This window comes from Rhodopseudomonas sp., assembly GCF_036404135.1.
Taxonomy (GTDB): Bacteria; Pseudomonadota; Alphaproteobacteria; order Rhizobiales; family Xanthobacteraceae; genus Rhodopseudomonas_A.
In genome coordinates, this window is record NZ_DASWPE010000086.1 from 17,216 (window position 1) to 39,221 (window position 22,006).

At 65.2% G+C, this 22,006-nt stretch carries 15 protein-coding genes and 1 tRNA gene; 7 read left to right on the top strand and 9 right to left on the bottom strand.

What is annotated here, in order from left to right; genetic code table 11:
* The first annotated feature begins 246 nt into the window (after positions 1-246).
* From VGC77_RS09270 to VGC77_RS09290, 5 genes are all read left to right on the top strand, one after another.
* A complete protein-coding gene (locus VGC77_RS09270) occupies positions 247-1,734 on the top strand; it encodes an MFS transporter (RefSeq protein ID WP_331171278.1) in 1,488 nt (495 codons plus the stop codon).
* Positions 1,731-2,585 carry a trehalose-phosphatase gene (gene otsB, locus VGC77_RS09275; RefSeq protein WP_331171279.1) on the top strand — a complete coding sequence of 285 codons (855 nt, stop codon included), beginning with the start codon at positions 1,731-1,733 and terminating at the stop codon, positions 2,583-2,585. The genes VGC77_RS09270 and otsB overlap by 4 nt, the downstream gene beginning before the upstream one ends.
* 167 nt (positions 2,586-2,752) lie before the next feature.
* Positions 2,753-4,225, top strand: coding sequence for an alpha,alpha-trehalose-phosphate synthase (UDP-forming) (gene otsA / locus VGC77_RS09280; protein ID WP_331171280.1), 1,473 nt, complete (start codon positions 2,753-2,755; stop codon positions 4,223-4,225).
* A gap of 633 nt (positions 4,226-4,858) precedes the next feature.
* Positions 4,859-4,948: transfer RNA gene (locus VGC77_RS09285), tRNA-Ser, on the top strand.
* Between the two features lie 157 nt (positions 4,949-5,105).
* The gene (locus VGC77_RS09290) at positions 5,106-5,333 is read left to right on the top strand and encodes a hypothetical protein (protein ID WP_331171281.1); all 228 of its coding nucleotides are present in this window, start codon (positions 5,106-5,108) and stop codon (positions 5,331-5,333) included.
* A 6-nt stretch (positions 5,334-5,339) separates the two neighbouring features.
* On the opposite strand, the gene VGC77_RS09295 is transcribed toward VGC77_RS09290, so the two are convergent.
* Complete coding sequence (locus VGC77_RS09295; protein ID WP_331171282.1) at positions 5,340-5,882, bottom strand: recombinase family protein; 543 nt, start codon at positions 5,880-5,882, stop codon at positions 5,340-5,342.
* Positions 5,883-6,151: 269 nt separating this feature from the next.
* Here VGC77_RS09295 and VGC77_RS09300 point away from each other — a divergent pair, with 269 nt between their 5' ends.
* Positions 6,152-6,322 (top strand): hypothetical protein, encoded by a 171-nt coding sequence (locus VGC77_RS09300; RefSeq protein ID WP_331171283.1) that lies wholly within the window; start codon positions 6,152-6,154, stop codon positions 6,320-6,322.
* A gap of 205 nt (positions 6,323-6,527) precedes the next feature.
* Here VGC77_RS09300 and VGC77_RS09305 read toward each other — a convergent pair whose 3' ends face one another.
* The 6 genes from VGC77_RS09305 to VGC77_RS09330 all read right to left on the bottom strand — a co-directional run bounded on the left by VGC77_RS09305 (position 6,528) and on the right by VGC77_RS09330 (position 14,211).
* Positions 6,528-7,265: a Bro-N domain-containing protein gene (locus VGC77_RS09305; RefSeq protein WP_331171284.1), complete on the bottom strand. Its 738-nt coding sequence runs from the start codon at positions 7,263-7,265 to the stop codon at positions 6,528-6,530.
* A gap of 541 nt (positions 7,266-7,806) precedes the next feature.
* A complete protein-coding gene (locus VGC77_RS09310) occupies positions 7,807-10,026 on the bottom strand; it encodes a hypothetical protein (RefSeq protein ID WP_331171285.1) in 2,220 nt (739 codons plus the stop codon).
* Complete coding sequence (locus VGC77_RS09315) at positions 10,023-10,229, bottom strand: hypothetical protein (RefSeq protein WP_331171286.1); 207 nt, start codon at positions 10,227-10,229, stop codon at positions 10,023-10,025. Before VGC77_RS09315 ends, VGC77_RS09310 begins: the two co-directional genes overlap by 4 nt.
* 918 nt (positions 10,230-11,147) lie before the next feature.
* Positions 11,148-11,411 (bottom strand): hypothetical protein, encoded by a 264-nt coding sequence (locus VGC77_RS09320; protein ID WP_331171287.1) that lies wholly within the window; start codon positions 11,409-11,411, stop codon positions 11,148-11,150.
* Between the two features lie 186 nt (positions 11,412-11,597).
* Positions 11,598-13,097, bottom strand: a complete 1,500-nt coding sequence (locus VGC77_RS09325) for a hypothetical protein (RefSeq protein WP_331171288.1) — start codon at positions 13,095-13,097, stop codon at positions 11,598-11,600.
* A gap of 265 nt (positions 13,098-13,362) precedes the next feature.
* Positions 13,363-14,211, bottom strand: a complete 849-nt coding sequence (locus VGC77_RS09330) for a class I SAM-dependent methyltransferase (RefSeq protein ID WP_331171289.1) — start codon at positions 14,209-14,211, stop codon at positions 13,363-13,365.
* A gap of 155 nt (positions 14,212-14,366) precedes the next feature.
* On the opposite strand from VGC77_RS09330, the gene VGC77_RS09335 reads away from it, so the two are divergent.
* Positions 14,367-15,875: an ATP-binding protein gene (locus VGC77_RS09335; protein ID WP_331171290.1), complete on the top strand. Its 1,509-nt coding sequence runs from the start codon at positions 14,367-14,369 to the stop codon at positions 15,873-15,875.
* Positions 15,876-15,994: 119 nt separating this feature from the next.
* On the opposite strand, the gene adhE is transcribed toward VGC77_RS09335, so the two are convergent.
* Both adhE and VGC77_RS09345 read right to left on the bottom strand, forming a co-directional pair.
* The gene (gene adhE, locus VGC77_RS09340) at positions 15,995-18,649 is read right to left on the bottom strand and encodes a bifunctional acetaldehyde-CoA/alcohol dehydrogenase (RefSeq protein WP_331171291.1); all 2,655 of its coding nucleotides are present in this window, start codon (positions 18,647-18,649) and stop codon (positions 15,995-15,997) included.
* A 216-nt stretch (positions 18,650-18,865) separates the two neighbouring features.
* Positions 18,866-21,955, bottom strand: coding sequence for an ATP-binding protein (locus VGC77_RS09345; RefSeq protein WP_331171292.1), 3,090 nt, complete (start codon positions 21,953-21,955; stop codon positions 18,866-18,868).
* Between the last annotated feature and the right edge of the window lie 51 nt (positions 21,956-22,006).

A 22,006-nucleotide genomic window follows, 5' to 3' on the forward strand; every position in this document is an offset into this window, starting at 1 on the left:
CGCGGAGCGGCTTGCCTTGGACAAAGCCTGTAGCCTGGATGGAGCGAAGCGAAATCCGGGGACCATCAGGTATCCGCGGCGGCGCGCCGCGCTGCTGCCTCCTGGCACGACGCCTTCGTTTTAAGTCTCGTTGCCGTTCGACCGCTCGCCCGGTGCCGGGAACCGATGCCGCGCCGCACGGTTGACCCGCAAATCAGCAGGACGACGCGTCCTTGCGAAGCACAGGCGCTGCGGGGGTGACGTCGAATGGCCGGGGTAAGCAGCGTCGCAAGCGAGCCTCTCGGCGCGCCGGCCACGGCGCCGGGCTCCGACCGCATCGTCGAGACCGACATTCCGGCGCGGCTCGACCGGCTGCGCTGGGGCACCTTTCACACCCGCGTGGTGGTGGCGCTCGGCATCACCTGGATTCTCGACGGGCTCGAGGTGACGCTGGCGGGCGCGCTGTCCGGCGCGCTGAAGGAAAGCCCGCGGCTGCAGTTCTCGAATTTCGACGTCGGCTTCGCCAACAGCGCTTACCTCGCCGGCGCGGTGCTGGGCGCGCTCGGCTTCGGCTGGCTCACCGACCGCATCGGCCGCAAGAAACTGTTCTTCATCACGCTGGCCTTGTATCTCACCGCGACCGCCGCCACCGCACTGTCGTGGAGCGTCGGCAGCTACGCGCTGTTCCGGTTTCTCACCGGCGCCGGGATCGGCGGCGAATACACCGCCATCAACTCGACGATCCAGGAGCTGGTGCCGGCGCGCTACCGCGGCTTCACCGATCTCGTCATCAATGGCAGCTTCTGGGTCGGCGCGGCGCTCGGCGCGGTGGCGGCGATCGTGCTGCTGGATCCCTTGGTGATCGCGCCGGATTACGGCTGGCGGCTGGCCTATCTCACCGGCGCCTGCCTCGGCCTGATCGTGTTCGTGATGCGGCTGTGGATTCCGGAAAGCCCGCGCTGGCTGATGATCCACGGCCAGCCCGACCGCGCGCATCAGATCATCGCCGACATCGAGCGCACCGCGCATGCGCCGCCGCTGACCACGCTGCTGCCGACCATCCGGCTGCGGATGCGCAGCCACACCCCGCTGCGCGAGGTCGCGCATACCCTGTTCACGCTGTATCGGCAGCGATCCTTGGTCGGGCTGTCGCTGATGACCGCGCAGGCGTTCTTCTACAACGCGATCTTCTTCACCTATGCGCTGGTGCTGACGGATTTCTTCGGCATCGCCTCCAATCAGGTCGGCTGGTACATTTTGCCGTTCGCCGCCGGCAATTGTCTCGGCCCGCTGCTGCTCGGGCGATTGTTCGACACGCTCGGCCGCCGGGTGATGATCCCGCTGACCTATGGAACCTCCGGCGTGCTGCTGGCTTTATCCGGGTATCTGTTTTCGATCGGCGCGCTCAGCGCCCAAACCCAGACCATCGCCTGGATGGTGATCTTCTTCTTCGCCTCACCGGCGGCCAGCGCGGCCTATCTCACCGTCAGCGAAACCTTTCCGCTCGAAGTCCGGGCGCTGGCGATCGCGCTGTTCTACGCCATCGGAACCGGGATCGGCGGCGTTGCCGGCCCGGCGCTGTTCGGCGCGCTGGTCGATACCGGCTCGCGCAACAGCGTGTTCGCGGGCTATCTTCTGGGCGCGGCATTGATGGTCGCGGCCGCCTGGGTGGCGCGGCGCTACGGCATCGCCGCGGAACGAAAATCGCTAGAGTCGGTGGCGCGTCCGCTGGCCACCGTGGAGTCATCGGAATGAAGCAAGACGTCGTCCAAAAAGATCTGGTCCAAAAAGATCTGGCCCCACAAGATCTGGGCCAACAGTCTCCTCCGCAGAACAAGGATGCCGCGTTACGGTTCGACCCGGTGCCGCACGCACTTCTGCCGCCGCTGTCCGAATGCGCGATGCTGCTCGATATCGACGGCACGCTGCTCGACCTTGCGCCGACCCCGCGCGAGGTCTGGGTTCCGCCGGGCCTGGAAGCGACGCTCACCGGGTTGAAGGCCAAGACCAGCGGCGCGCTGGCGCTGGTCAGCGGCCGCTCGTTGAACGACATCGATCTGATTTTCGCGCCGGTCCGGTTCCCGGCGGTCGGCGGCCACGGCGCCGAGATGCGCTTGAGCGGCGAGGGCGAATTGATGGCGGTGCAGGCACCGCCGATGGACAAGGATCTGAAAGGCCGGCTCGCCGCCATCGCCAAGCTCAGCCCCGGCATTCTCTTGGAAGACAAAGGTTACTCGCTGGCGCTGCACTATCGGCTGGCGCCGCATGCCGAGCAGGCGATCTACGACGCGGTGGCGCTGATCCGCGCCGATCTGCCGAGCGCGCCGATCGAGGTGTTGCCCGGCAAGGCGGTGTGCGAAATCAAGCATGCCGGCTTTACCAAGGCTACCGGGGTGCGGGAACTGATGCGGCATGAGCCGTTCAAGGGCCGTCGCCCGGTGTTCATCGGCGACGACGTCACCGACGAAACGGTGTTTGCCATCATGCCCGATCTCGGCGGTTTGGCGTTTTCGGTCGGCCGCCACAGCCGCGGCGTGGCCGGGCATTTCGAGCAGCCGCGCGATGTGCGGGCCTGGCTCGCCGGCCTATTGCAACGACCAGCCTGAAGCGGCGCGTTCAATGTTCACGCCTCACCCATCAATTTTTCGCGTTCCCGCCCGAATCGAGGCTTGAACCCGCCGCAATGGACCTCGAAGTTCCCGGAACGATATTGATGAACAGCTGTTTATCTTTCCGAACTCCGTTGTGTTCGGAAGGCCGGGAGGGGACCCCTGTGAAGCTCATCGTCGTTTCGAATCGGGTGGCGCGCGCCGCGGCCAATGAGCCGATGACCGGCGGGCTGGCCGCGGCGCTGCTTCCAGTGGTCGAACAGTCCGGCGCGATCTGGGTCGGTTCCAGCGGACGCGTTCGGGAGGGCGCCCACAAGGACCCCTTTGCCGAGGTCGAAGCGCTCGGCACCGGCGCGCTGGCGATGGTCGATCTGCCGTCGGCGCATTATGCCGGTTACTACGAAGGCTTTGCCAATTCGGCGTTGTGGCCGGCGCTGCATTCCAGACTCGATCTGGTCCGGGTCACCCAGGACGATTACCAATCCTATCGCGAAGTGAATGCCTTCATGGCCCGCGCGCTGCTCCGCTTCCGCAAACCGGGCGCCGCGTTCTGGGTACAGGACTATCACTTTCTGGCGCTCGGCGCCGAACTGCGCGAACTCGGCGTCACCGAGCCGATCGGGTTTTTCCTGCATACGCCGTGGCCCGCCGCCACCATCATGAGCGGGGTGCCGCACCACCGCGAATTGATCGAGGCGATGCTGGCCTATGACCTGCTCGGCTTTCAGACCGAGGACGACCTCGACAATTTTCTCGGCTATGTCGGGTCCGAACTCGGCATCGAAGTCTGCGGCCGCGCCATCAGCTCGCCCAACGGCACCACCCGCTGCGGGGTATTCCCGATCGGCATCGACGTCGACAAATTCGCCCAGCAGGCCGCCAAGGCGGTGTCGCATCCCGACGTGTCGCGGCTGCGCAAGAGCTTGAACGGCGAGAAGCTGATCATCGGCGTCGACCGGCTGGACTACTCCAAAGGGCTGGTCAACCGCGTCACCGCCTTCGACCAGATGCTGACCCTTCATCCTGCGATGCTGCGCGGGGTATCGCTATTGCAGATCGCCACTCCGTCGCGCGGCACCATCGAAGCCTATGGCACGCTGCAGAGCGAACTCGCGCGCCTGGTAAGCGACGTCAATGGCCGCCATGGCGAGGTGGACTGGACGCCGATCCGCTATCTCAACAAGGGCTTCAATCAGACCGTGTTGGCGGGTCTGTATCGCACCGCGCAGGTCGGCCTGGTGACGCCGATGCAGGACGGCATGAACCTGGTCGCCAAGGAATACGTCGCTGCGCAGAACCCCGGCGACCCCGGCGTGCTGGTATTGTCGAAATTCGCCGGCGCCGCCGACGAGCTCGAAACCGCGCTGCAGGTCAACCCGCACGACGTCGAGGGCATGGCGCGGACGCTGGCCACCGCGCTGTCGATGCCGCTGGTGGAGCGGCGGATGCGCTGGGAAGCGATGATGGAAAAGCTGCGGGTCGGCTCGATCCACAACTGGTTTTCGGACTTCCTCGCCGCCTTGCAGAGCGCGCATACCGTCAACGAACAGGCCGAGCGCGCCATCGAAGTGGTGGAGCCGCCGGAACTGTGGCCGCTGCGCTCGGTCGGCGGCCCCGATATCATCCGCTATCATTAGAACTATTTTGGTTCTGATAGATCAGAACCGAAGCTCTCGATTGTAATTTGTCGCGTTTGCTTCACGCGAACCGGGATTTTTCACGCGAACCGGGATCCACGTCACTCGAAAACGCTATAGAGACTTTTCCAGGAAGGCCGCGCTTCAAGCGCCCCACGCCAGAGTCCGCGGCGCCAGTTGCGCGGGAGTCGGGTGGCTAAACTCTACGGGCCTATTGGGTCCGGGGATATCCATTCGGGACCGGCTCGTTGCGCCATCTCGCAATCCGGGAGGTGGGCTCTATTCGCAATCCGGGAGGTCGGCTCTATGCGGGTCTGAAAATTCAATCCCGACCGAAATGCGCTCAGTCGCTGCCCACGCGGAACGGTCCTGCGTCTTGCGCAAGATGGCCCGTCGCGCGCTGGCCACGTCGGCGGTTTGGCTCAGGGCGCGGCCGCTGCGGACAGCTCGCAGGGAATCGCCGCGCATTTGCGGCGATCAGGCCGGGCCGCCCCGCGGCCACTCGTTGCGGGACCTCGCTCCCCGCCGGCAGCGGCAGGATTTTAACGATAAACCAGAGGCTTATGGAAAACCGCGCGATCCCGGCCGGCATCCCTTGCCAAAATCGCCGCGCCCCGTCATGAGAAGGCGCACGGAGAGATGGCCGAGTGGCTTAAGGCGCACGCTTGGAAAGCGTGTGTGCGGGAAACCGTACCGTGGGTTCGAATCCCACTCTCTCCGCCACCGTTCAATCGTTCTCTATTATTCTTTATTTTCAACGCCTTGTCAAGAACGGTAGCTCAGGTGGCCCCCAGAATGGCCCCCAATGTGGCCCCCACGGCTCGGAAAAACACTGATCGGGCCACGGGGATGCTCTTGCCCGACTTCGGAAGATGTAACCATGGAAGATGTGGACAGTTCGTTCTTGCGGGCCGAAGTTCTATCGCGCCTGCGACGGGAAGGTTTCGCGGACGCCGACGTGGAAATCCGCCATATCGAAGGTGGCGCCAGCAACTGGACGGCCGACTTGACTAAGCCGGTAGGTCAGGACGGGGCGGCGGCACGGCGGGCAATCATCACGCGCATCCAGCCCGATCTGCGATCTAAATACAATCTGGCGATTGGTTAGGACGCCTCACGCTTCCAGTGCCCGGTAGACGGACGCCCGGCCGATGTTCAGCGCCTTCGCGATGGCTGACGGCCCCATGCCCTGTTGCTTCAACGCCTTGACCTTGGCCGCGTCGATGCTGGGCTTGCGGCCCTTGTAAACGCCACGCGCCTTGGCATCGGCGATGCCCTCAAGCTGCCGTTCCTTGCGCAGGTTCGTCTCGAACTCGGCGAACACGCCCAGCATGTCGAGGAATGCCTTGCCTGCTGCCGTGCTGGTGTCGATCGGCTGTTCGGTGGCCTTAAGGCTCGCGCCCTTGGCCCTGACGGTACGAACGATGTCCTGGAGGTCGCCGATGCTGCGGGCCAAGCGGTCGATCCGGGTGACCATGAGCACGTCGCCAGCGCGAAGGAAGTCCAAGACGGTCTGCAGCTCCGTGCGTCCCACCGTGGTCGTACCCGAACGCTTCTCCGATCGGATCATGCTGCAGCCAGCGAGGCGCAACGCGGCTTCCTGCAGGTCGAGGTTCTGGTCGGTGGTGCTGACGCGGGCGTAGCCGATGGCGGTCATGGCGGGCTCCTTGATGTGTCTCGTTAGGGTCTAGACCACGATGTAGTAGCGTCTCAGAATGATGAAGTCAACCCAAATGAGACGCGTATTTTGCCTCATCGCAATGTCCCTGTTGGCTATACCGTATTGAGGCGGGGTTGCGCGTACATGCGTTAGTGACGCCTGTGATTAGCGGGGATACTTGTTCTCTCTTTGTGCCTTTAGATGCTACTTAGGTATTATCTGGCGGTCCTGCCATTCGGCGCAGGCTTCACTCTGGGAGAGGTTCGATGACGATTGAGCACCGTGGATTGGCCTTTGACGTACGTCCGTTCCGTGAACAGGAGGGATGGGAATGGGGCGTTCCAGCGATGAACACCTTCGGCGTGGAAATGAACGAGGAGATGGCAATCAAGCAGGCGAGGGCAACAATAGATGCATGGGTTGAAGGGCTGAACTGAGCACAGCCCTGCCGGCCACCTCTGGACCCTTTCGCCGTTTGCCACCGCGGCCCCCCACGCGAACACTCGACCGCGTCGGCGCGGTGGCTCGCATCAGCATTGTCGCAGGCGTCAGGGAAGCGGCGAAATCAAGCTCCAGAAAAAAGGCACGGGGGAAACCGCCGCAATCGCCTCTGTCAAACAGCCTCTCAGACGGCGGCGCCATTTAGCCGGACGGTCCGGCTCCTGTTGATCCGCAAGGCGCCTCCAGGCCACTCAGGGCCCCCGTGGAGTCTCGGACGGCTTCAGCGGTACCTTGGTTCCGTCGTGGAACTGACCGCGCAACGGGGCCTCTGAGGGCGCTGGAGAGGGCACCGAGCTGGCCGGTGGCTCCAGCTCCCGACCTCGCCTTGATGCGCTGCGAGTTGACGCCCTGAAGCGTCCGAGCGAACTGCCCGATCTTGTGGTCGAAGTTCCCGACGACAGCCGCCAGCGGCTCCAGCCGTGCAACCTCGGCCTGGGCCTGGGCCTTGGCAGCCTGGGCAGCGTCGCGCTCGGCCTGGGTGGCGGCGTGGGCTTCCTGCTCCTCGGCGAGCTTGATCATGGTCGCAGCGGACAGCCGCAGGGCGTCTGCGAAGCTGGCCGGCAGCGGGATCGCCTCGCCCGGCTGGAGCTTGAACTCCCCGGCGCCGAAGACCCCCTCAAGAACATCGCGGGTGACCCAATCTTGGAACGGGCCGGCGGTCGGCTTGTCGCTCCGCAGGATCAGCTTGGAGAGGCCGGGCCGGGAGATGGTGGTCATCATCTGCAACCCGCCAGGGGTCTGCACCTGACGCAGACCCTTCTCGTCGCCCCGGACGCTGCGCCCGGCGGCGGCGTCGTTGAGCCCCAGCACCCGGCAGACATCCGCCGCGACGAACCACGGCTTACCCTCAACGGTCACCACGCGGACCTTGTGATGCACGTCGAGGCCATCGATCAGGGCGTTGAAGTCGAACGTCTTGCTGAACGATCAGGGCGCGGCGGCGGTCCTTGTGAGGCGGACGGCGTTTGGTTAAGTTTGGAGCGGAGGCTGGGCGCAAGCCCGACCCCTTGCCTCGCTAGGGCAGCAAGTTGAGGGCTAGGCGTATCCACCGCCTGGCCCTTTTGCTTGTCAGCAAGGCAGCCCCGGACGCGAGCCACTCGGCGAGCCTCGCGAACACTCCAACACGGCGAGGCGGATCGCATCAAGAAATGGTCGCAGGCGTCACCGGCTGGTGGTGGCAATAGGCGAGGCCGGGCACGGGGGATGCCATCGGCAATCGCCTCTCTCAAACAGCCTCTCACACGGCTGCACCATTTAGCCAGCGGTCGAGCCTCCGCTTGAACGACAAAGCACCTCCAGGCCGTGCCAACGTCCGTTGCTAAGTCGTCCATCTATTTTCCTTGAAGGGTGAGTAGGAGGAGAGCGGGTGCCCTCCTCCTCGGATGTAGTTAGAGCAATGGCGTCCGGCGGGACGGTGCGCTCATGGTCGGTGTGATCCAGGCGCTGACGGTTCAGCCGGCACCTCGGGCTTCGCGGGGAGCTTGGCCCTTGCGTCGTTGATCCGCTTTTGCTGCGCCTCGCGGTACGCACCGCCGAGTGCGCCCTTGTCGAGCACCATCTGCTGAGTATCGAGGTGGTTGTGCGCGTCGATGACAGCCTTGACGGCGTTCTTCGAGTTCTGGTCCTGCAGGCTGTTGCGCTGATCAGCAGTGGCCTTGTCACGCATCCCCATCAATTCCTGGGGAGTGATCGTGACCTTGCCACGCCATTCAGTGCCGTCAGGTTCCCTCTTGGGGAGCCTGATCTCCAGCCCGGTGCGCTTATCGCGGAGCCCGTAGGTGCCGTCACCAGCATCGTAGACGCCGATGTCGGACTTGGTAGCGCCCTTGTAGTCGTGGCGGGACTGGATCGCCGGCAAGAGCTGATCGATCTTCGCGTCCAAGAACTTCTGCGCATCGCTCGTGGCCATGTTGGGGACCGTGGACAATGCGCTGCCGTTGACTTGGAAGGTGTTCTTCTTGACGAAGTCGGTTGCGAGTTCGACGGCCTTCTCGGCGGTAATCTGGCCGCTCTTGCCGAGCAGCTTGGCGATCTGATCCACCTTCTGACGGGCGAAGCCGGCGTTGTAGGCGTCGCTGCTGAACCAGCTACCATCCGGCGGCAAGCTGGCGACGGTGCTGGAAATGCTGGCGAGCTTCTTGTTGAGGCCCTCGGGATCATTCTTCGCCATCGGGTTCTTCACCACGTTGGCGGCGAGGTCCATCGCCTGATCGGCGTCGAGGTGCATCGAGCCGGTGGCCACGTCCATCACCGAGTAGAACTCCTTGGTGGCCGGTGTGAGCCCCATCTTCTCTTCGGCCCAGGCCCGGTTGTTGTTGGCCATGCCCTGCCACGTCGTGTAGGCGCCGAGGACTGCCTGACGGTTCTGGAAGTTGGTGGAGAAGTCCCCGCCGATGGCGCGATTGACGCTGTCGTCGAGGGCCTGCTTGAGATGCGGGATCGGGATGTTCGAGTGCTGGGCGACGGCGATCTCACGGTCCAAGACGATTTGCGGGTTGCGGCCGGTGGCGGCATCCTGCTGGGACCATGTGAAATACCGCTTGGCGGCGTTCGTCTGCGCGTCGGCGCCGATGGTCTCCCATTCCTTGGTCACCTCGTTCTGCTTCCGCTCGGGCTGCACGGCGGCGATCGAGCCATCCTGTCGGCGCAGCGCTTCGAAGGCTTGGTCTTCCTTGGCGGTGTTCTGATCGCGGGACCAGTTCTTGGCGAACGTCTTCTGAGCTGTCAGGCGGATGTTGGTGACCTTCTCAACCACGTTGCCGCTAAGATCGTCCTGCAGCGATGGCAGGAGGGTCTTGCCGTCTGCTCCGGGGTTCTGTTGCTTCAACAGGTCGGGCACCAGCTTGGCCTTATCAGGGTCCGCCGCCCACCTCTCTAGGATGTCGAGGCGCTCGGCCTTCATGGTCGCGTTCGGGATGTTCGCGGAGCCCTTCGGCCCCAGCTCGGTCGTGATCGAGGACCACGCCTTGCCTACTTGCTCCGGGGTTACGTCACCCTCCCCGGCCTGCTCCATGAACTTGCGAGCCGTGTTGGTGTTACTAGCCATCAGGGCATCGCTCTGCGCCTTCATGGCCTGCGCCCCGTACTGGGTGTAGAGCGGCGCCATGGACGACTTGAGCCCCTGCATCGCCAGCTTGTAGGCCACCGGGTCGCTGGAATAGCGCTTGGTGATCTCCTGTGCCGCAGCCGCCGCACGCTGCCGGAGCAGGCCCGTGGGATCGTTCTTCGGGTCGCTGAGGTCGAGCTTCCCGGCCGCAATCTGTGCGTCGAGGTCCGACTTCGCCGTGCCGCCGAACGCTTGACCGTAGGCGCCCGCCTCCACACCCCGAGCATGGGGGTCATTGATCGGTTGGTAATCCGGGCTACGGCGATAGTTGAGGACGTCCTGTTGGGTCATGCCCGCCAGCCGGCCCTCAACTCGCGCCGTCTCCATGGCGGATGCCTGCGCCTTCTGCTGAGCTGCCGCCTGCGAGCCCCAGGCCGTAAGGCTGGAGTTCAGGCCGCTCAACGCGTCGGCGATGTGCGTGAGGTTGTTGTCGATTTCCGGCCGAGGGGCGCCCGTGAAGGTGTCGCCCGGCACGTTGCCGCCCTGCAAAGGAACCGGGCCGGCTAGTTCGGGAACCTGTACGCGCCCGCTCATGATGCAAAGTTCATTGTGTTGGCCTTGTTGTAGCCGGTCATGGCGTTAACGCCCCCGCTGACGATGCGGATGGCGGCGTCGGCGAATGAGGGCTGCGCGGCCTGCTGAACGCTGTTGATGCGCTCGGTGGCCTGTGCCCGATGATCGTTGATGGTGGCGTCCCACGCAGGGGCGCCCATGCGGATGGTGACTGAGTGCTTCATGATGGCTCCAAGGTTTCTTTGGGTTGGCGTGTAACCTATTCCGGAGGTGCATAGATGGTCTACGATTGACGCATGACTAGGCGAAGAAAGAACTCGCTCTCCAGCCCCCATAAATGTCCAGGAAGCCCATCAGAGGGAGTTGTGGGCAATGGGCCGGCCACGGGGGACCACCACCGGCAATCGCCTCTCTAGAACAGCCTCACACATGGCTTCGCCGGTGGTCGACGTGGCGCCTCCAGGCCGCTCAGGGCGCCCGTGCAGTCGATGGGCGGGTGAGGCTGCATGGTTCCATCAATGGAACTCAGGGCGCTATTGGCCTCTCCAGGGCGCTGTGAGGGGCTGGTAGCGTTGGGTCGGGAGATGGTCGGGTCTCCGGGCGGGCTCGTCATGAGAACGTCGTTCACGCGACCAGGACACGGGCACGACCGCGAGCGTCACCCCGTCAAGGACCACCGCCGGGGATCGGGAAGACTGCCGAGCGGGAGCTTGTTCGGGCGGCCCTTCCACCCGGTGCCCGCGACGCCCGCCTCAGGTGCTCCAGCAGTGCCGCGTTCAATGGCCATGGCATCGGGGAGCTGAGAGGTCCTGCTGAACGCCTGAGGAGCACGGAGAGAGCAGGCTGTTCGAGTGGGATCATTCCTCTCCCACGTCAGGGCACCTCATGGAAACCTGACATGAGCCTGAGGCGCCCTGGAGCTAACCTATAGGGAAACCGGAGGGATGGATAATAGGAGGAGTGCAACCTATTCCTCTAGGTTGTGCCGATGGCCAAATACGCCGTGCATTCGATTTGTTGCGATGAATACGCAAGAGGCGGGCTCGGCTCGTTGGTGCGCAACCGTGAGCGTTGCCGCTCGACTTGTGGTTGTCGCTATCGGAAGCCGCGCCCGCCGCTCCTATCAGGCGCCCGGTAGTGGCCTATGCCTGCAAGACCATCCGGATAATCCAAACCGGGAAGGCGGGTTCATCGCCTTCTCCGCTTCGGTGGTACGGCACGCCGTTGCTCTCGCACATCTTGATCAGGTCGTCCCTGTCACTTCTAAGCGTATCTTCCGGGCACTCGAACAGGTCAATCGGCTGGTCGAACTCCGTCCAATACTCATGAACGGTGAGCAGCCGCGCCGGATCGCGGGCGACGAGGGCCAGCGTCGAGGGCTTGCCGGTCGTCTGATGATGCAGCATTGGTATTCCCCTATAGTTGCTGATCGTAGGATATCTACGATCATAGGGGCGCCGCAGCCTCTCACAGAATCGCAAGCTCGCGCCGGCCTGTCAATGGGCTTGGCGAACACCGGGCCGCGCCCCGAGGGTAATTCTCTCGTTCTCGTTCATCACGTCGTCCCCTTGTTGTCGTCGCCCGGCTTGCCATCAATCGTGTAGCGCGGGAACATGCCCATCGCCGTGGCCCGCGTCGTCGGCGTGACCTAGCCGTAAGCGTCGCCCTCGCTTTGGTCGCCGTCCGCCGGGGAGATGCGCCACCAGATCGGCACGGTCAATCGCCGTGTTCTCGGGCAACGCCACGGCATTCACGCAGGCGGCCATGGCCTCCCACGACGCAGCGCCAGCGTAGACGCCCATCGTCATCCCGAGCGGCAAGGCCGTGCCCTCAATCGTGCCATCCTCGACCTTGTGCCCAATCACGTTGGCAATCGTCCAGGCGGTGTAACCCACTCCGCCCTTCTCCAGCGCCGACACGGCCCGACGGACGAACCAACGCCGCCAACTGTGGAAGTCCACGTTGGATTGTCGTTGGCCCTCGGCAGCTTTCTCCTCGACACCAAGCCGCCGCCGCTCCCGCGTGAACGACTGGCTTACCGGGGCGGCGCGGTCCCGCTTCGAGCCGCGGGCCTGCTCTGGCAAGCCCTCGAACAGGTAATCGTCGGGCTGCTTGCCGGCGGTGTGCCGCTCGATCAGCGCCGCGAGCAAAGGATGCGCCGGGATCGTTCGCATGCCGCTGGATGTCTTGGACCTCGCCACCACGATCTTGCCGGCCTCGCAGTGCTTGACGCGGAGACCGCCGATCTCATTCACCCGCAGGCCGCTCAGCGCGGCGAAGAATGAGAACTCCCACTCACGCCGCAGCTTGACGCCGCCGAGCAGCGTCCGCACCTCGTCGTCGGTGAATGGTCGCTTGTCGTCGCTGGCCGCTTCCTGGCGCTTCTGCGGCTTGTCCAGGCGCTGTTCTTGCCAAGGGTTGGCCTTTACGCCGCACCGCTTCTTCATCCAGCGCCAGTACGAATGCAGCGCCGAGATGTCCTTGTTGGCCGTGATCACGTTCACCTTGGGCACCACGTACCGATCGTGGATGAAGCGGCCCGCTGTGTCGCCCGTGATGGCTTCGACCGTTGTCGATGTGGCGTTCTCGCGGCACCATTGCTCCAAGCGCCCGACCATCCGGCGGATGTCGCCCTTGTAGCCGTCAGAGAAGCAGGACTTCTCTGCAAACCAGCGATCCAGCAGGCTGGCGAGCGGCGTGGCGTTGCCGAGCGCGACAGCCGCGTAACTCTGGCCCGCAGCCCAACCGTGCTTGCGCTCGACGCGGCCCACCGCTTCACCCAGGGCGTCGGACACGGTCTCTTCGTCCGGGCCATCCCCTCGGGCGGCGTCACGAAATGCATCACGCCAGTTCAGCGCCTCCGCGTTCAGTGAGGGCTCCGCCACGGCTACCTTCTCGCCCCGCAGCTTCGCCTTGAGTCGCCGGACCACGTCAACCTTCTCCCGCTCGGCTTCCATCGGATCGCGCGTTGCGAGTGCCTCGCGGAGCTTGGTGGCGCCTATGGTGGCGACAAGCCGGGGAGGGACCCGCACGACGACACGGATTCGGTTGCCGTGCCATTCGAGCCAACGCCCGAGCTTCTGCTTCGACATGAACTAGCGTCCTGTGCAGGGGCGGTGGACACGACGTGTCCCCCATTCCGGCCCCCAAGATGTCCCCCAAACGGCATGCAAGAAGTCGCTGCAGGACAGGGGTTCAAGCCCTTAGCACAGGCTTGGCGTATAATCCCACTCTCTCCGCCACTGAAGCGCTAAGGCCTTCATCACCCTGCTCTCCCAGCCCTGCTTTCCCGAGCGCAAGGCTGGCAGTCTTCGCCCCGGTCGCCGGCTTCATGCGGAATCGCGCAGCCGGCCGCGCTCAATGCCCGAGCGGCTTGCGGAATTTCAGTACGAAATTGTCGGCTTCGCCGATCGCCGCATATTTGTCGCGGTCGAGGTCGCCGAGCGAGAAGGTCGGCGGCAGCGTCCAGACGCCTTTCGGCCAATTCGCGGTGTCCTTCGGATTGGCGTTGATCTCCGAGGCCGCCACGAATTCGAAGCCGGCGCGCTCGACCAGCGCGATCGCGTAGTCCTGCCGGACATAGCCGTCCAGCGCGCGCGGGTCCTGCGCGACGTCGCGCTGGCCGCGATGATCCTCTAATCCTAAGATGCCGCCGGGCTTCAGCGCGCGATAGAACGCCGCGAGCGCCTCGCTGGCGTTGCCCTGTTTCAGCCAGTTATGCAGGTTGCGGAAGGTGAGAACCAGATCGGCCGATCTGTCGGGGGCGATGGCGGCCGCATGGCTCGGGCCGAACTCGGTCACCTTGACGCGGCCATAGACCGCGGCGTCGGCGTCGATCTTGAGCTGAAACGGTGTTTTCGCGTCGGGGGATTCGCTGTTGGCATTCCGCGGTTCGATGGCGGTGTAGTAAGTGCCATGGTCGTGCAGATAGGGCGCCAGAATTTCCGTCCAATATCCTGCGCCGGGCCAGATCTCCACCACGGTGGAGCGCGGCGTGATCTCGAAGAACGTCAATTCCTGAAACGGATGCCGCACCGCATCGCGCGCGACCAAGCGGGCGCTGCGTTGCGGTCCATCGATCGCCGCTTGCAGCGCTTGGGCGTCGCCGGGCTGCGGTTCGGCCGCCTGCGACCCTGGAGCCAGCGTCAGAGCGATCAGCCAGGCCAATGCCGTGGTGAGCAGCGCGGTGTCCCGGATTTGCGGCATCGTGCACCTTCTCCGTGTTCGCGGGGCTCGCTCGCTGCGCGCCCGTCAACATCCGCTGCGCAGCGTAGCGCCAATTCACAGCGCCGGCTATCGCGGCTCGACGCGCCGCGCGGAGGTTGATAAGCCCGCTCTCCGCAGGGAGGTTTTGAGTCGGCATGACGGTTGCGATCGAGATGGGACACACCGCGGCAGGGGCCGCGGCGACGCTGGACCTTGAAGAATTGCTGGCGACGCGGCTGTTGGTGCAGGGCAATTCCGGTTCCGGAAAATCCCATCTGCTGCGCCGGCTGCTGGAACAGAGCGCGCCCTGGGTGCAGCAGACCATCGTCGATCCGGAAGGCGATTTCGTGTCGCTGGCCGAGAGCTTCGGCCATCTGGTGATCGACGCCGAGGTGCACACCGAACGCGGCCTGCAGGTCGCCGGCGAGCGCGCCCGCATCCATCGCGTCTCCACCGTGCTCAATCTCGAAGGGTTGGATGCCGAGAACCAGATGCGGCGCGCTGCGGCCTTCCTCAACGGGCTGTTCGAGGTCGGCCGCGATCACTGGTACCCGATGTTGGTGGTGGTGGACGAGGCGCAGCTGTTCGCGCCCGCGGTCGCCGGCGAAGTCTCCGACGAAGCCCGCAAGCTCTCGCTCGGCGCCATGACCAATCTGATGTGCCGCGGCCGCAAGCGCGGCCTGGCCGGCATCATCGCCACCCAGCGGCTCGCCAAGCTCGCCAAGAACGTCGCCGCGGAGGCGTCGAATTTCCTGATGGGCCGCACCTTCCTCGATATCGACATGGCGCGCGCCGCCGATCTGTTGGGCATGGAGCGGCGCCAGGCCGATGCGTTCCGCGACCTGGAGCGCGGCCAGTTCATTGCGCTCGGCCCGGCGCTGTCGCGGCGCTCGCTGGCGCTGCGCATCGGTCCCACCGAGACCCAGCCGCGCAATGCCACGCCGCGCTTGCTGCCGTTGCCGGAGGCCTCCAGCGAGGCCCACGCCATCATTCTCGCGGCGCCGCCGCCCGAGCCGCAACGGCCGCAGCGCCGCTCCCAGCCCGACCTGCTCGGCCAATTGATGGCGGCGAAGTCGGCGGCGCTGGAAAGCCGCGCGGAGGCTGTCGAGCAACCGATCAGCGCCGAGCAATTGGCGGAGCGCCAGCAGCGCGTTGACCGCGTGCTGCGCGCGGTGATGGCCGAGCCCGACGCCGGGTTCCGGCCGATCGGCGTGCTGTATCAGGAATTCGTGGTGCGCTGCCGGATCGACGGGCTGGGCTCCGACGTGCCGGATCTGGCGGGCTTCCGTCACATGCTGACGCGGGCCCGCGCCGGGCTCGGCTCCGAGATGGCCGACGACGACGCCTGGCAGGACGTCTCGGTGCGGGCTTCGATTCTGCCCGAGGAAATGCAGGGCGTGTTCATGATGATCGCGCGCGCCGCCAAGGAGGGCTGGCCGTGCCCGGGCGACGCGGCGATCGCGCGGGCCTATGGCTCGCACTCGCTGCGCCGGGCGCGACGGCTGTTGAGCTATATCGAGGAGCAGGGGCTGATCGTCTGCCAGCTCGACGGCGCCGGCCGGCGGATCGTCACGCTGGTCGAACTGGCTTGGGCCACCGCGCCGGGAGATCCGAACGCCGATGAGCCGGCGGCGGAGCAAGGCTGCGACGCCTCGTCGGAGTGACGATGCGGCGCGTTACAGCGGTTGAAACGACGACGCCCGGCGATGGATCGCCGGGCGTCGACTGATCGTAGCTCTGCAAAGCGCTGGGCCGCCAAGGCTCTCGCGCCCGCGCGTCGCGCTTACTCCGCGGCGTTGGCCGCGGGCACCGCCAACGTCACCACCTCGGCGTCATCGTGCGCTTCGCTGAAGTGCCGGCCGTAATAGCTGTCCAGCAGGATGGTCTTCAGTTCCGACACCAGCGGGAAGCGCGGATTGGCGCCGGTGCACTGGTCGTCGAACGCCTCGACCGCGATGTTGTCGACCTTGGCGAGGAAGTCGGCCTCGGAGACGCCAGCTTCCCGGATCGAACCCGGGATGTCGAGCTCCTGCTTCAATCCTTCCAGCCACTCCAGCAGACGATTGATGCGGGCGGCGGTGTTGACGCCCTCCAGACCGAGCGCGATGGCGATCTCGCCGTAGCGGTGGCGGGATTTCGGCCGGTCGTATTGCGAGAACGCGGTCTGCTTGGTCGGATTGTCGTTGGCGTTGTAGCGGATCACGTTGCAGATCAGAAGCGCATTGGCCAGGCCGTGCGGGATGTGGAACGCGGCGCCCAATTTGTGCGCCATGGAATGGCACACGCCGAGGAAGGCGTTGGCGAAGGCGATGCCGGCGATGGTGGCGCCGCTGTGCACCCGTTCGCGCGCGATCGGATCCTTGGCGCCGTTGGCATAGGCCGACGGCAGGTTGTCTTTCAGAAGCTTCAGGGCCTGCAGCGCCTGGCCGTCGGTGAATTCGCTGGCCATGATCGAGACATAGGCTTCTAGCGCGTGCACCACCGCGTCGATGCCGCCGAACGCGGTCAGCGACTTCGGCAGATGCATCACGAAGTTGGCGTCGACGATCGCCATGTTGGGGGTGAGTTCGTAGTCGGCGATCGGGTACTTGATGCCGGAGGCGTCATCGGTGACCACCGCGAACGGGGTGACTTCGGAGCCGGTGCCCGAGGTGGTGGGAATCGCCACCAGTTCGGCCTTCTGGCCGAGCTTCGGGAACTTGTAGATCCGCTTGCGGATGTCCATGAAGCGCAGCGCCAGATCTTCGAAGTGCACGTCGGGATGCTCATACAGCACCCAGATCAGCTTGGCCGCGTCCATCGGCGAACCGCCGCCCAGCGCCACGATCACGTCAGGCTTGAAGGCATGGGCGATCTCGACGCCTTTTTTGATGATCGACAGCGTCGGATCGGCTTCCACCTGGAAGAAGGTTTCGACCTCCATGCCGTTCTTCTTCAACAGCCGGATGACGTCGTCGGCGTAGCCCTTGCTGAACAGGAAGCCGTCGGTGACGACCAGCGCCCGCTTCTTGCCGGCCAGGTCCTTCAGCGCCTCGCTGGTGGCGCCGCGGCGGAAATAGATCGATTTCGGCAGCTTGTGCCACAGCATGTTTTCGGCTCGCTTCGCCACGGTTTTCTTGTTGATCAGGTGCTTGGGACCGACATTTTCCGAGATCGAATTGCCGCCCCACGATCCGCAGCCGAGCGTCAGCGACGGCGCCAGGCTGAAATTGTACAGATCGCCGAGGCCGCCATGCGACGACGGGGTGTTGATCAGGATCCGCGCGGTCTTCATCTTCTTGCCGAAATCGACGACGCGTTCCGGCTGCAGATCCTGGTTGGTGTACAGCGCCGAGGTATGGCCGATGCCGCCCAGCGCCACCAGTTCCACCGCCGCCGCCACCGCATGGGCGTAGTCGTCGCGGCGATACATCGCCAGCGTCGGCGACAGCTTTTCGTGCGCGAACGGTTCGGAGGTGTGAGTCTCCTGCACCTCACCGATCAGGATCTTGGTATCGTGCGGCACCGAGATGCCGGCCAGTTCGGCGATCCGGAACGCGGATTGGCCGACGATGTCGACATTGACGTTGCCGTTGACCAGCAACACCTTGCGCACCGCGTCCAATTCCGCGGGCTTCAGCATGTAGCCGCCATGGGTGGCGAAGCGCTCGCGGACCGCGTCGTACACCGCGTCGACCACGATGATCGACTGCTCCGAGGCGCACACCACGCCGTTGTCGAAGGTCTTCGACATCAGGATTGAGGCTACCGCGCGCTTGATATCGGCGGTCTCGTCGATCACCACCGGGGTATTGCCGGCGCCGACGCCGATCGCGGGCTTGCCGGACGAATAGGCAGCCTTGACCATGGCCGGGCCGCCGGTGGCGAGGATCAGGTTGACCTCGGGGTGATGCATCAGCGCGTTGGACAGTTCCAGCGTCGGCCGGTCGATCCAGCCAATGATATCGGCCGGGGCGCCGGCGGCGACGGCGGCGTCGAGCACCAGCTTGGCGGCGGCGCAGGTCGAGCGCGCGGCGCGCGGATGCGGGCTGAAGATGATGCCGTTGCGGGTCTTCAGGCTGATCAGCGCCTTGAAGATCGCGGTCGAGGTCGGGTTGGTGGTCGGCACGATGCCGCAGATCAGCCCGACCGGCTCGGCCACCGTCATGATGCCGGCTTCGTCGTTCACCTCGATAATGCCGCAGGTCTTGTCGTCCTTGTAGGCATTGTAGATGTATTCCGAGGCGAAGTGATTCTTGATCACTTTATCTTCGACGACGCCCATGCCGGTTTCGGCGGTGGCCATCTGCGCCAGCGCGATCCGGGCGTCGGAGGCCGCCAATGCGGCGCTGCGGAAAATAAGATCCACCTGTTCCTGCGAATAGGTAGCGAAGATTAACTGAGCGGCTTTGACGCGCGCTACCAATTGGTCGAGGTCAGACTGGGCAGAAAAGGTCACGATGAACCGCCATTTTGATTGCAGGGAGGGTTGAGTTCAGTTCTGGAACTTTACGCCAGGATGTTAAACGCCAAGATACCCCCGTTACTTATATAACAAAATGACGTTCCGGTAATGCGTGAATTTTAGACGCATTCGCGGCGGCGGGATTGATCGAGGTCAAGCGGGCGGCTCCGGGATACCGGCTGCCGGAAGGGGCTTCGCCACGGCGCCGGCTCAGCCGCACAGCAGCGGCGTGGTCAGCAGCCGCTGTTCCAGAAAGCGGGAGGATTGGCGGCGCGCCATGTCGAGCGCCTGGCCCAGGATCGCGTCGGGTGGCTCGCCGCCGGAGCCGCCGTCCAGCGCGCGGGCACAGGCCAACAGCCGCATTAATTCCGGGATCCACCAGCTCTCGCCCTTGCGCTGCGCGGTGGCGATGGCCTGGCGGGCGATGGTCTCCGCACCGACCGCGTCGTGGTCGCGCAGATGCGCCTCGGTCAGCAGCGAGGTGTAATAGGCATGGAAAGTGATGGCGCCGAGCCGTTCCCAGCTGTCGACCGCCTGGGTCATCATCTGGATGCCGGCAGCGCGGTCGGTGCCGGTGGCGTGCAGCCACCAGCCCTGCATGATCAGTCCGCCGGTCTGCCAGAACGGGAACCGATAATGCGCGGTCAGCGCGCTAACCCGGTCGGCCAGCGCCTTGACGTCGTCGGTCCGCCCGGCAAGCTGCAACTGCACCAACGTGTAGTTCAGCGCCCAGCACAGCGTGAACGGATGGCCGAGGCCTTCGCTCTTGGCGACGCCGCGGGCGTTGATCTCAGCCGCGGCATCGGCGTCGCCCAATAGCAGCGCGTTCATCGCCGCCACCGAGGAGGCGCCGACGAACGGATCGACGCCGTAGGTGTGGCGATGCGAGGCGTGCCGCTCCTCGTCATAGAGGTTGAGGCTGATCTCGAAATGCTCGGCGGCGCGGTGGAATTCGGCCTTCTGGAACGCGCAATTGGCGACCGCGCGATGCGCCTCGAGACGCAGCCCGGGGTCGCCGCTGCCGGCGGCGATCGACAGCAATTCGCTGGCGATTTCGCTGGCGTCGTGGAGGTCGGCGCGGACCAAATAATAGCGGTACAGTCCGTGCAGCGCCGGGAACAGACCGACCGAGAGATCCAGTTCGCGGCACAGGTCGCGCGCCTGCTCGAAATTGTTGCCGACCTCGGGCGAGGCGTAGCCGCCGATTGCGGTTTGCACCACGCCGGTCTGCAGCAGCAATTGCAGCTTCTGCGAGGTGGTATCCGGGCAGGACGGCATCGCGGCGACGAGCTTCAGCGCAGCGTTGAGGTGATGCGCCGCCTCGCGATACGCCGAGCGCCGGATCGCCTGCTCGGCGGCCTTGCAGAGGAACGGGAAGGCGTGGGCGTCCATCCGCGCTTCAAGATAATGGTGTGCCAGAATCTCCGGATTGTCGGCGCAGATCGCGGGCAGCCGAGCCTCGATCGCGGCGGCGATCTTGGCGTGCGCGGCGCGGCGGTGCGCCGACAACCCGAATTCGTAGATCTTCTCCTGGATCAGGGCGTGCCGGAACATCCATTTGCTCCGCGGCGGCACCCCCGAGGGTTCGAGAATGCCGGCGCTGGACAGCTTGTCGAGTTCGGACGCCAGCAAGGCCGGGTCGCCGTCCCATACCGCGGCGATCATCTCGTGGTCGAACTCGCGGCCGATGGTGGCGCACAGCCGCAGGATTTCCCGGTTGGCGCCGGCGCGGTCGATCCGCGCGTTGAGCGATTGCTGCAGCGTCGCCGGCAGGCTCAGCGGAAACGCCAATTCGCCGGTCTGCGCGTCGGCGGCCTCGCTCTCCACCACCAGACGGGTCATCTCCTCGATGAACAGCGGCACGCCGTCGGTGCGCGCGCTCAGCGTTTCCAAGAGCTCGGTGCTGAGCGAGCGGCCATGGGCGATCTCCATGATCAGGTCGGTGGTCTGCCGGGCGTCGAGCCGCTGCAACGGGATCAGCCGCGGCTGTAGCCGGTCGATCCAGGTGCGGTCGCAATCGTCGCGGAACGTCATGATCGCGCAGGTGCGGGCGTTGTTCAGCCGGGGCAGGATCGCCGACAGCAGTTCGACGGTGGACGGGTCGGCCCAATGCATGTCCTCGACCACCAGCAACACCGGCTGCGATTCGGTCTCGCGCAGCAGCCAGGCGGTGAGGATCTCCTGGAACCGGGCCTTCTCCTGCTGCGGCGTGTAGTCCCGCGCCGGCTGGTAGCCGTCGGGCAGCGGCACCGACAGCACATTGGCGAGCAGCGCGATGTGCTCGGAGGGATCTGCGAATCGCAGCCGTAGCGCGCGGCTCAGCCGGTCGAATTTCTCGGCGCGCGGAACCCGCGACAGGCCGAGCGAATCGGTGAGGTAGTGCACGAATGGATGCAGCGCGGATTGCTGATAGAGCTGCGCGCATTTCAGCACCACGCTGAGGAATTTCTGGTCGCCGAGGGCGGCGAACAATTCCCGCAGCAGCCGCGATTTGCCGACGCCGGCCTCGCCGGCCACCACCACCAGCGTGCTTTCGCCGGTCAGCGTGCGCTGCCACAGGCATTCCAGCCTGGCGATTTCCTTTTCGCGGCCGATCATGCGGCCCGGCGCCGGGCCGCGGCGCAGCTCTTCGCCGGCCTCGGCGACGTGCACCTCGAAGATCTTGATCGGCCGGTCGATGCCCTTCAGCGGCGGCGCGCCGAGATAGCGGCAATCGAAACTGGCGCCGACCAGATCGTAGGTGTCCTGGCTGATGATGGTGGAGCCGGGACTGGCGAGGCTTTGCAGTCGCGCGGCGATATTGGCGGCCTCGCCGACGATCGCCATCTGCTCGCGCGTGGTCTCCGACTGGATGTCGCCAGCGATCACCGTGCCGGTGTGCACGGCGATGCGGATCTGGAAGAATTCGCCGGCCTCGGCCGGCCGGTAGCGCTCGTTGAGCACGCCGACCGCTTCCTGCAGGTCGAGGCAGCTCTGCACCGCGCGGAACGCGTCGTCCTCGCGCGCGATCGGAAAGCCGAAATGGATCATCATGCCGTCGCCTTCGAAGCGGGCGAGCTGGCCTTGATACTGATTGACGATCCGCGCGGTGATCTCGCGGAAGCTGCGCAGCAATTCGCGATAGCTTTCGGCGCCCAGCGTTGCGGTCAGGGTGGTCGAGCCGACGATGTCGGAGAAGATCAGCGTCAGCTGCCGGTGCTCGGCGATGTCGGGCGTGGCGACCGGCGTAGCCGCCGACTTGGCCGCGGACAGCGCGATGCCGCAATTGGCGCAGAACCGCTGCGTGGGTTGCACGGTCACCGCACAGTCTGGACAGGTCAGCATGTCGAAAAGGCTCCGGCCTGGCGTGCA

Coding starts and splice junctions, on each gene's coding strand:
- VGC77_RS09270 (WP_331171278.1), top strand. CDS start 247: ATGGCCGGGGTAAGCAGCGTCGCAAGCGAGCCTCTCGGCGCGCCGGCC.
- otsB (WP_331171279.1), top strand. CDS start 1,731: ATGAAGCAAGACGTCGTCCAAAAAGATCTGGTCCAAAAAGATCTGGCC.
- VGC77_RS09290 (WP_331171281.1), top strand. CDS start 5,106: ATGGAAGATGTGGACAGTTCGTTCTTGCGGGCCGAAGTTCTATCGCGC.
- VGC77_RS09295 (WP_331171282.1), bottom strand. CDS start 5,882: ATGACCGCCATCGGCTACGCCCGCGTCAGCACCACCGACCAGAACCTC.
- VGC77_RS09300 (WP_331171283.1), top strand. CDS start 6,152: ATGACGATTGAGCACCGTGGATTGGCCTTTGACGTACGTCCGTTCCGT.
- VGC77_RS09310 (WP_331171285.1), bottom strand. CDS start 10,026: ATGAGCGGGCGCGTACAGGTTCCCGAACTAGCCGGCCCGGTTCCTTTG.
- VGC77_RS09315 (WP_331171286.1), bottom strand. CDS start 10,229: ATGAAGCACTCAGTCACCATCCGCATGGGCGCCCCTGCGTGGGACGCC.
- VGC77_RS09320 (WP_331171287.1), bottom strand. CDS start 11,411: ATGCTGCATCATCAGACGACCGGCAAGCCCTCGACGCTGGCCCTCGTC.
- VGC77_RS09325 (WP_331171288.1), bottom strand. CDS start 13,097: ATGTCGAAGCAGAAGCTCGGGCGTTGGCTCGAATGGCACGGCAACCGA.
- VGC77_RS09330 (WP_331171289.1), bottom strand. CDS start 14,211: ATGCCGCAAATCCGGGACACCGCGCTGCTCACCACGGCATTGGCCTGG.
- VGC77_RS09335 (WP_331171290.1), top strand. CDS start 14,367: ATGACGGTTGCGATCGAGATGGGACACACCGCGGCAGGGGCCGCGGCG.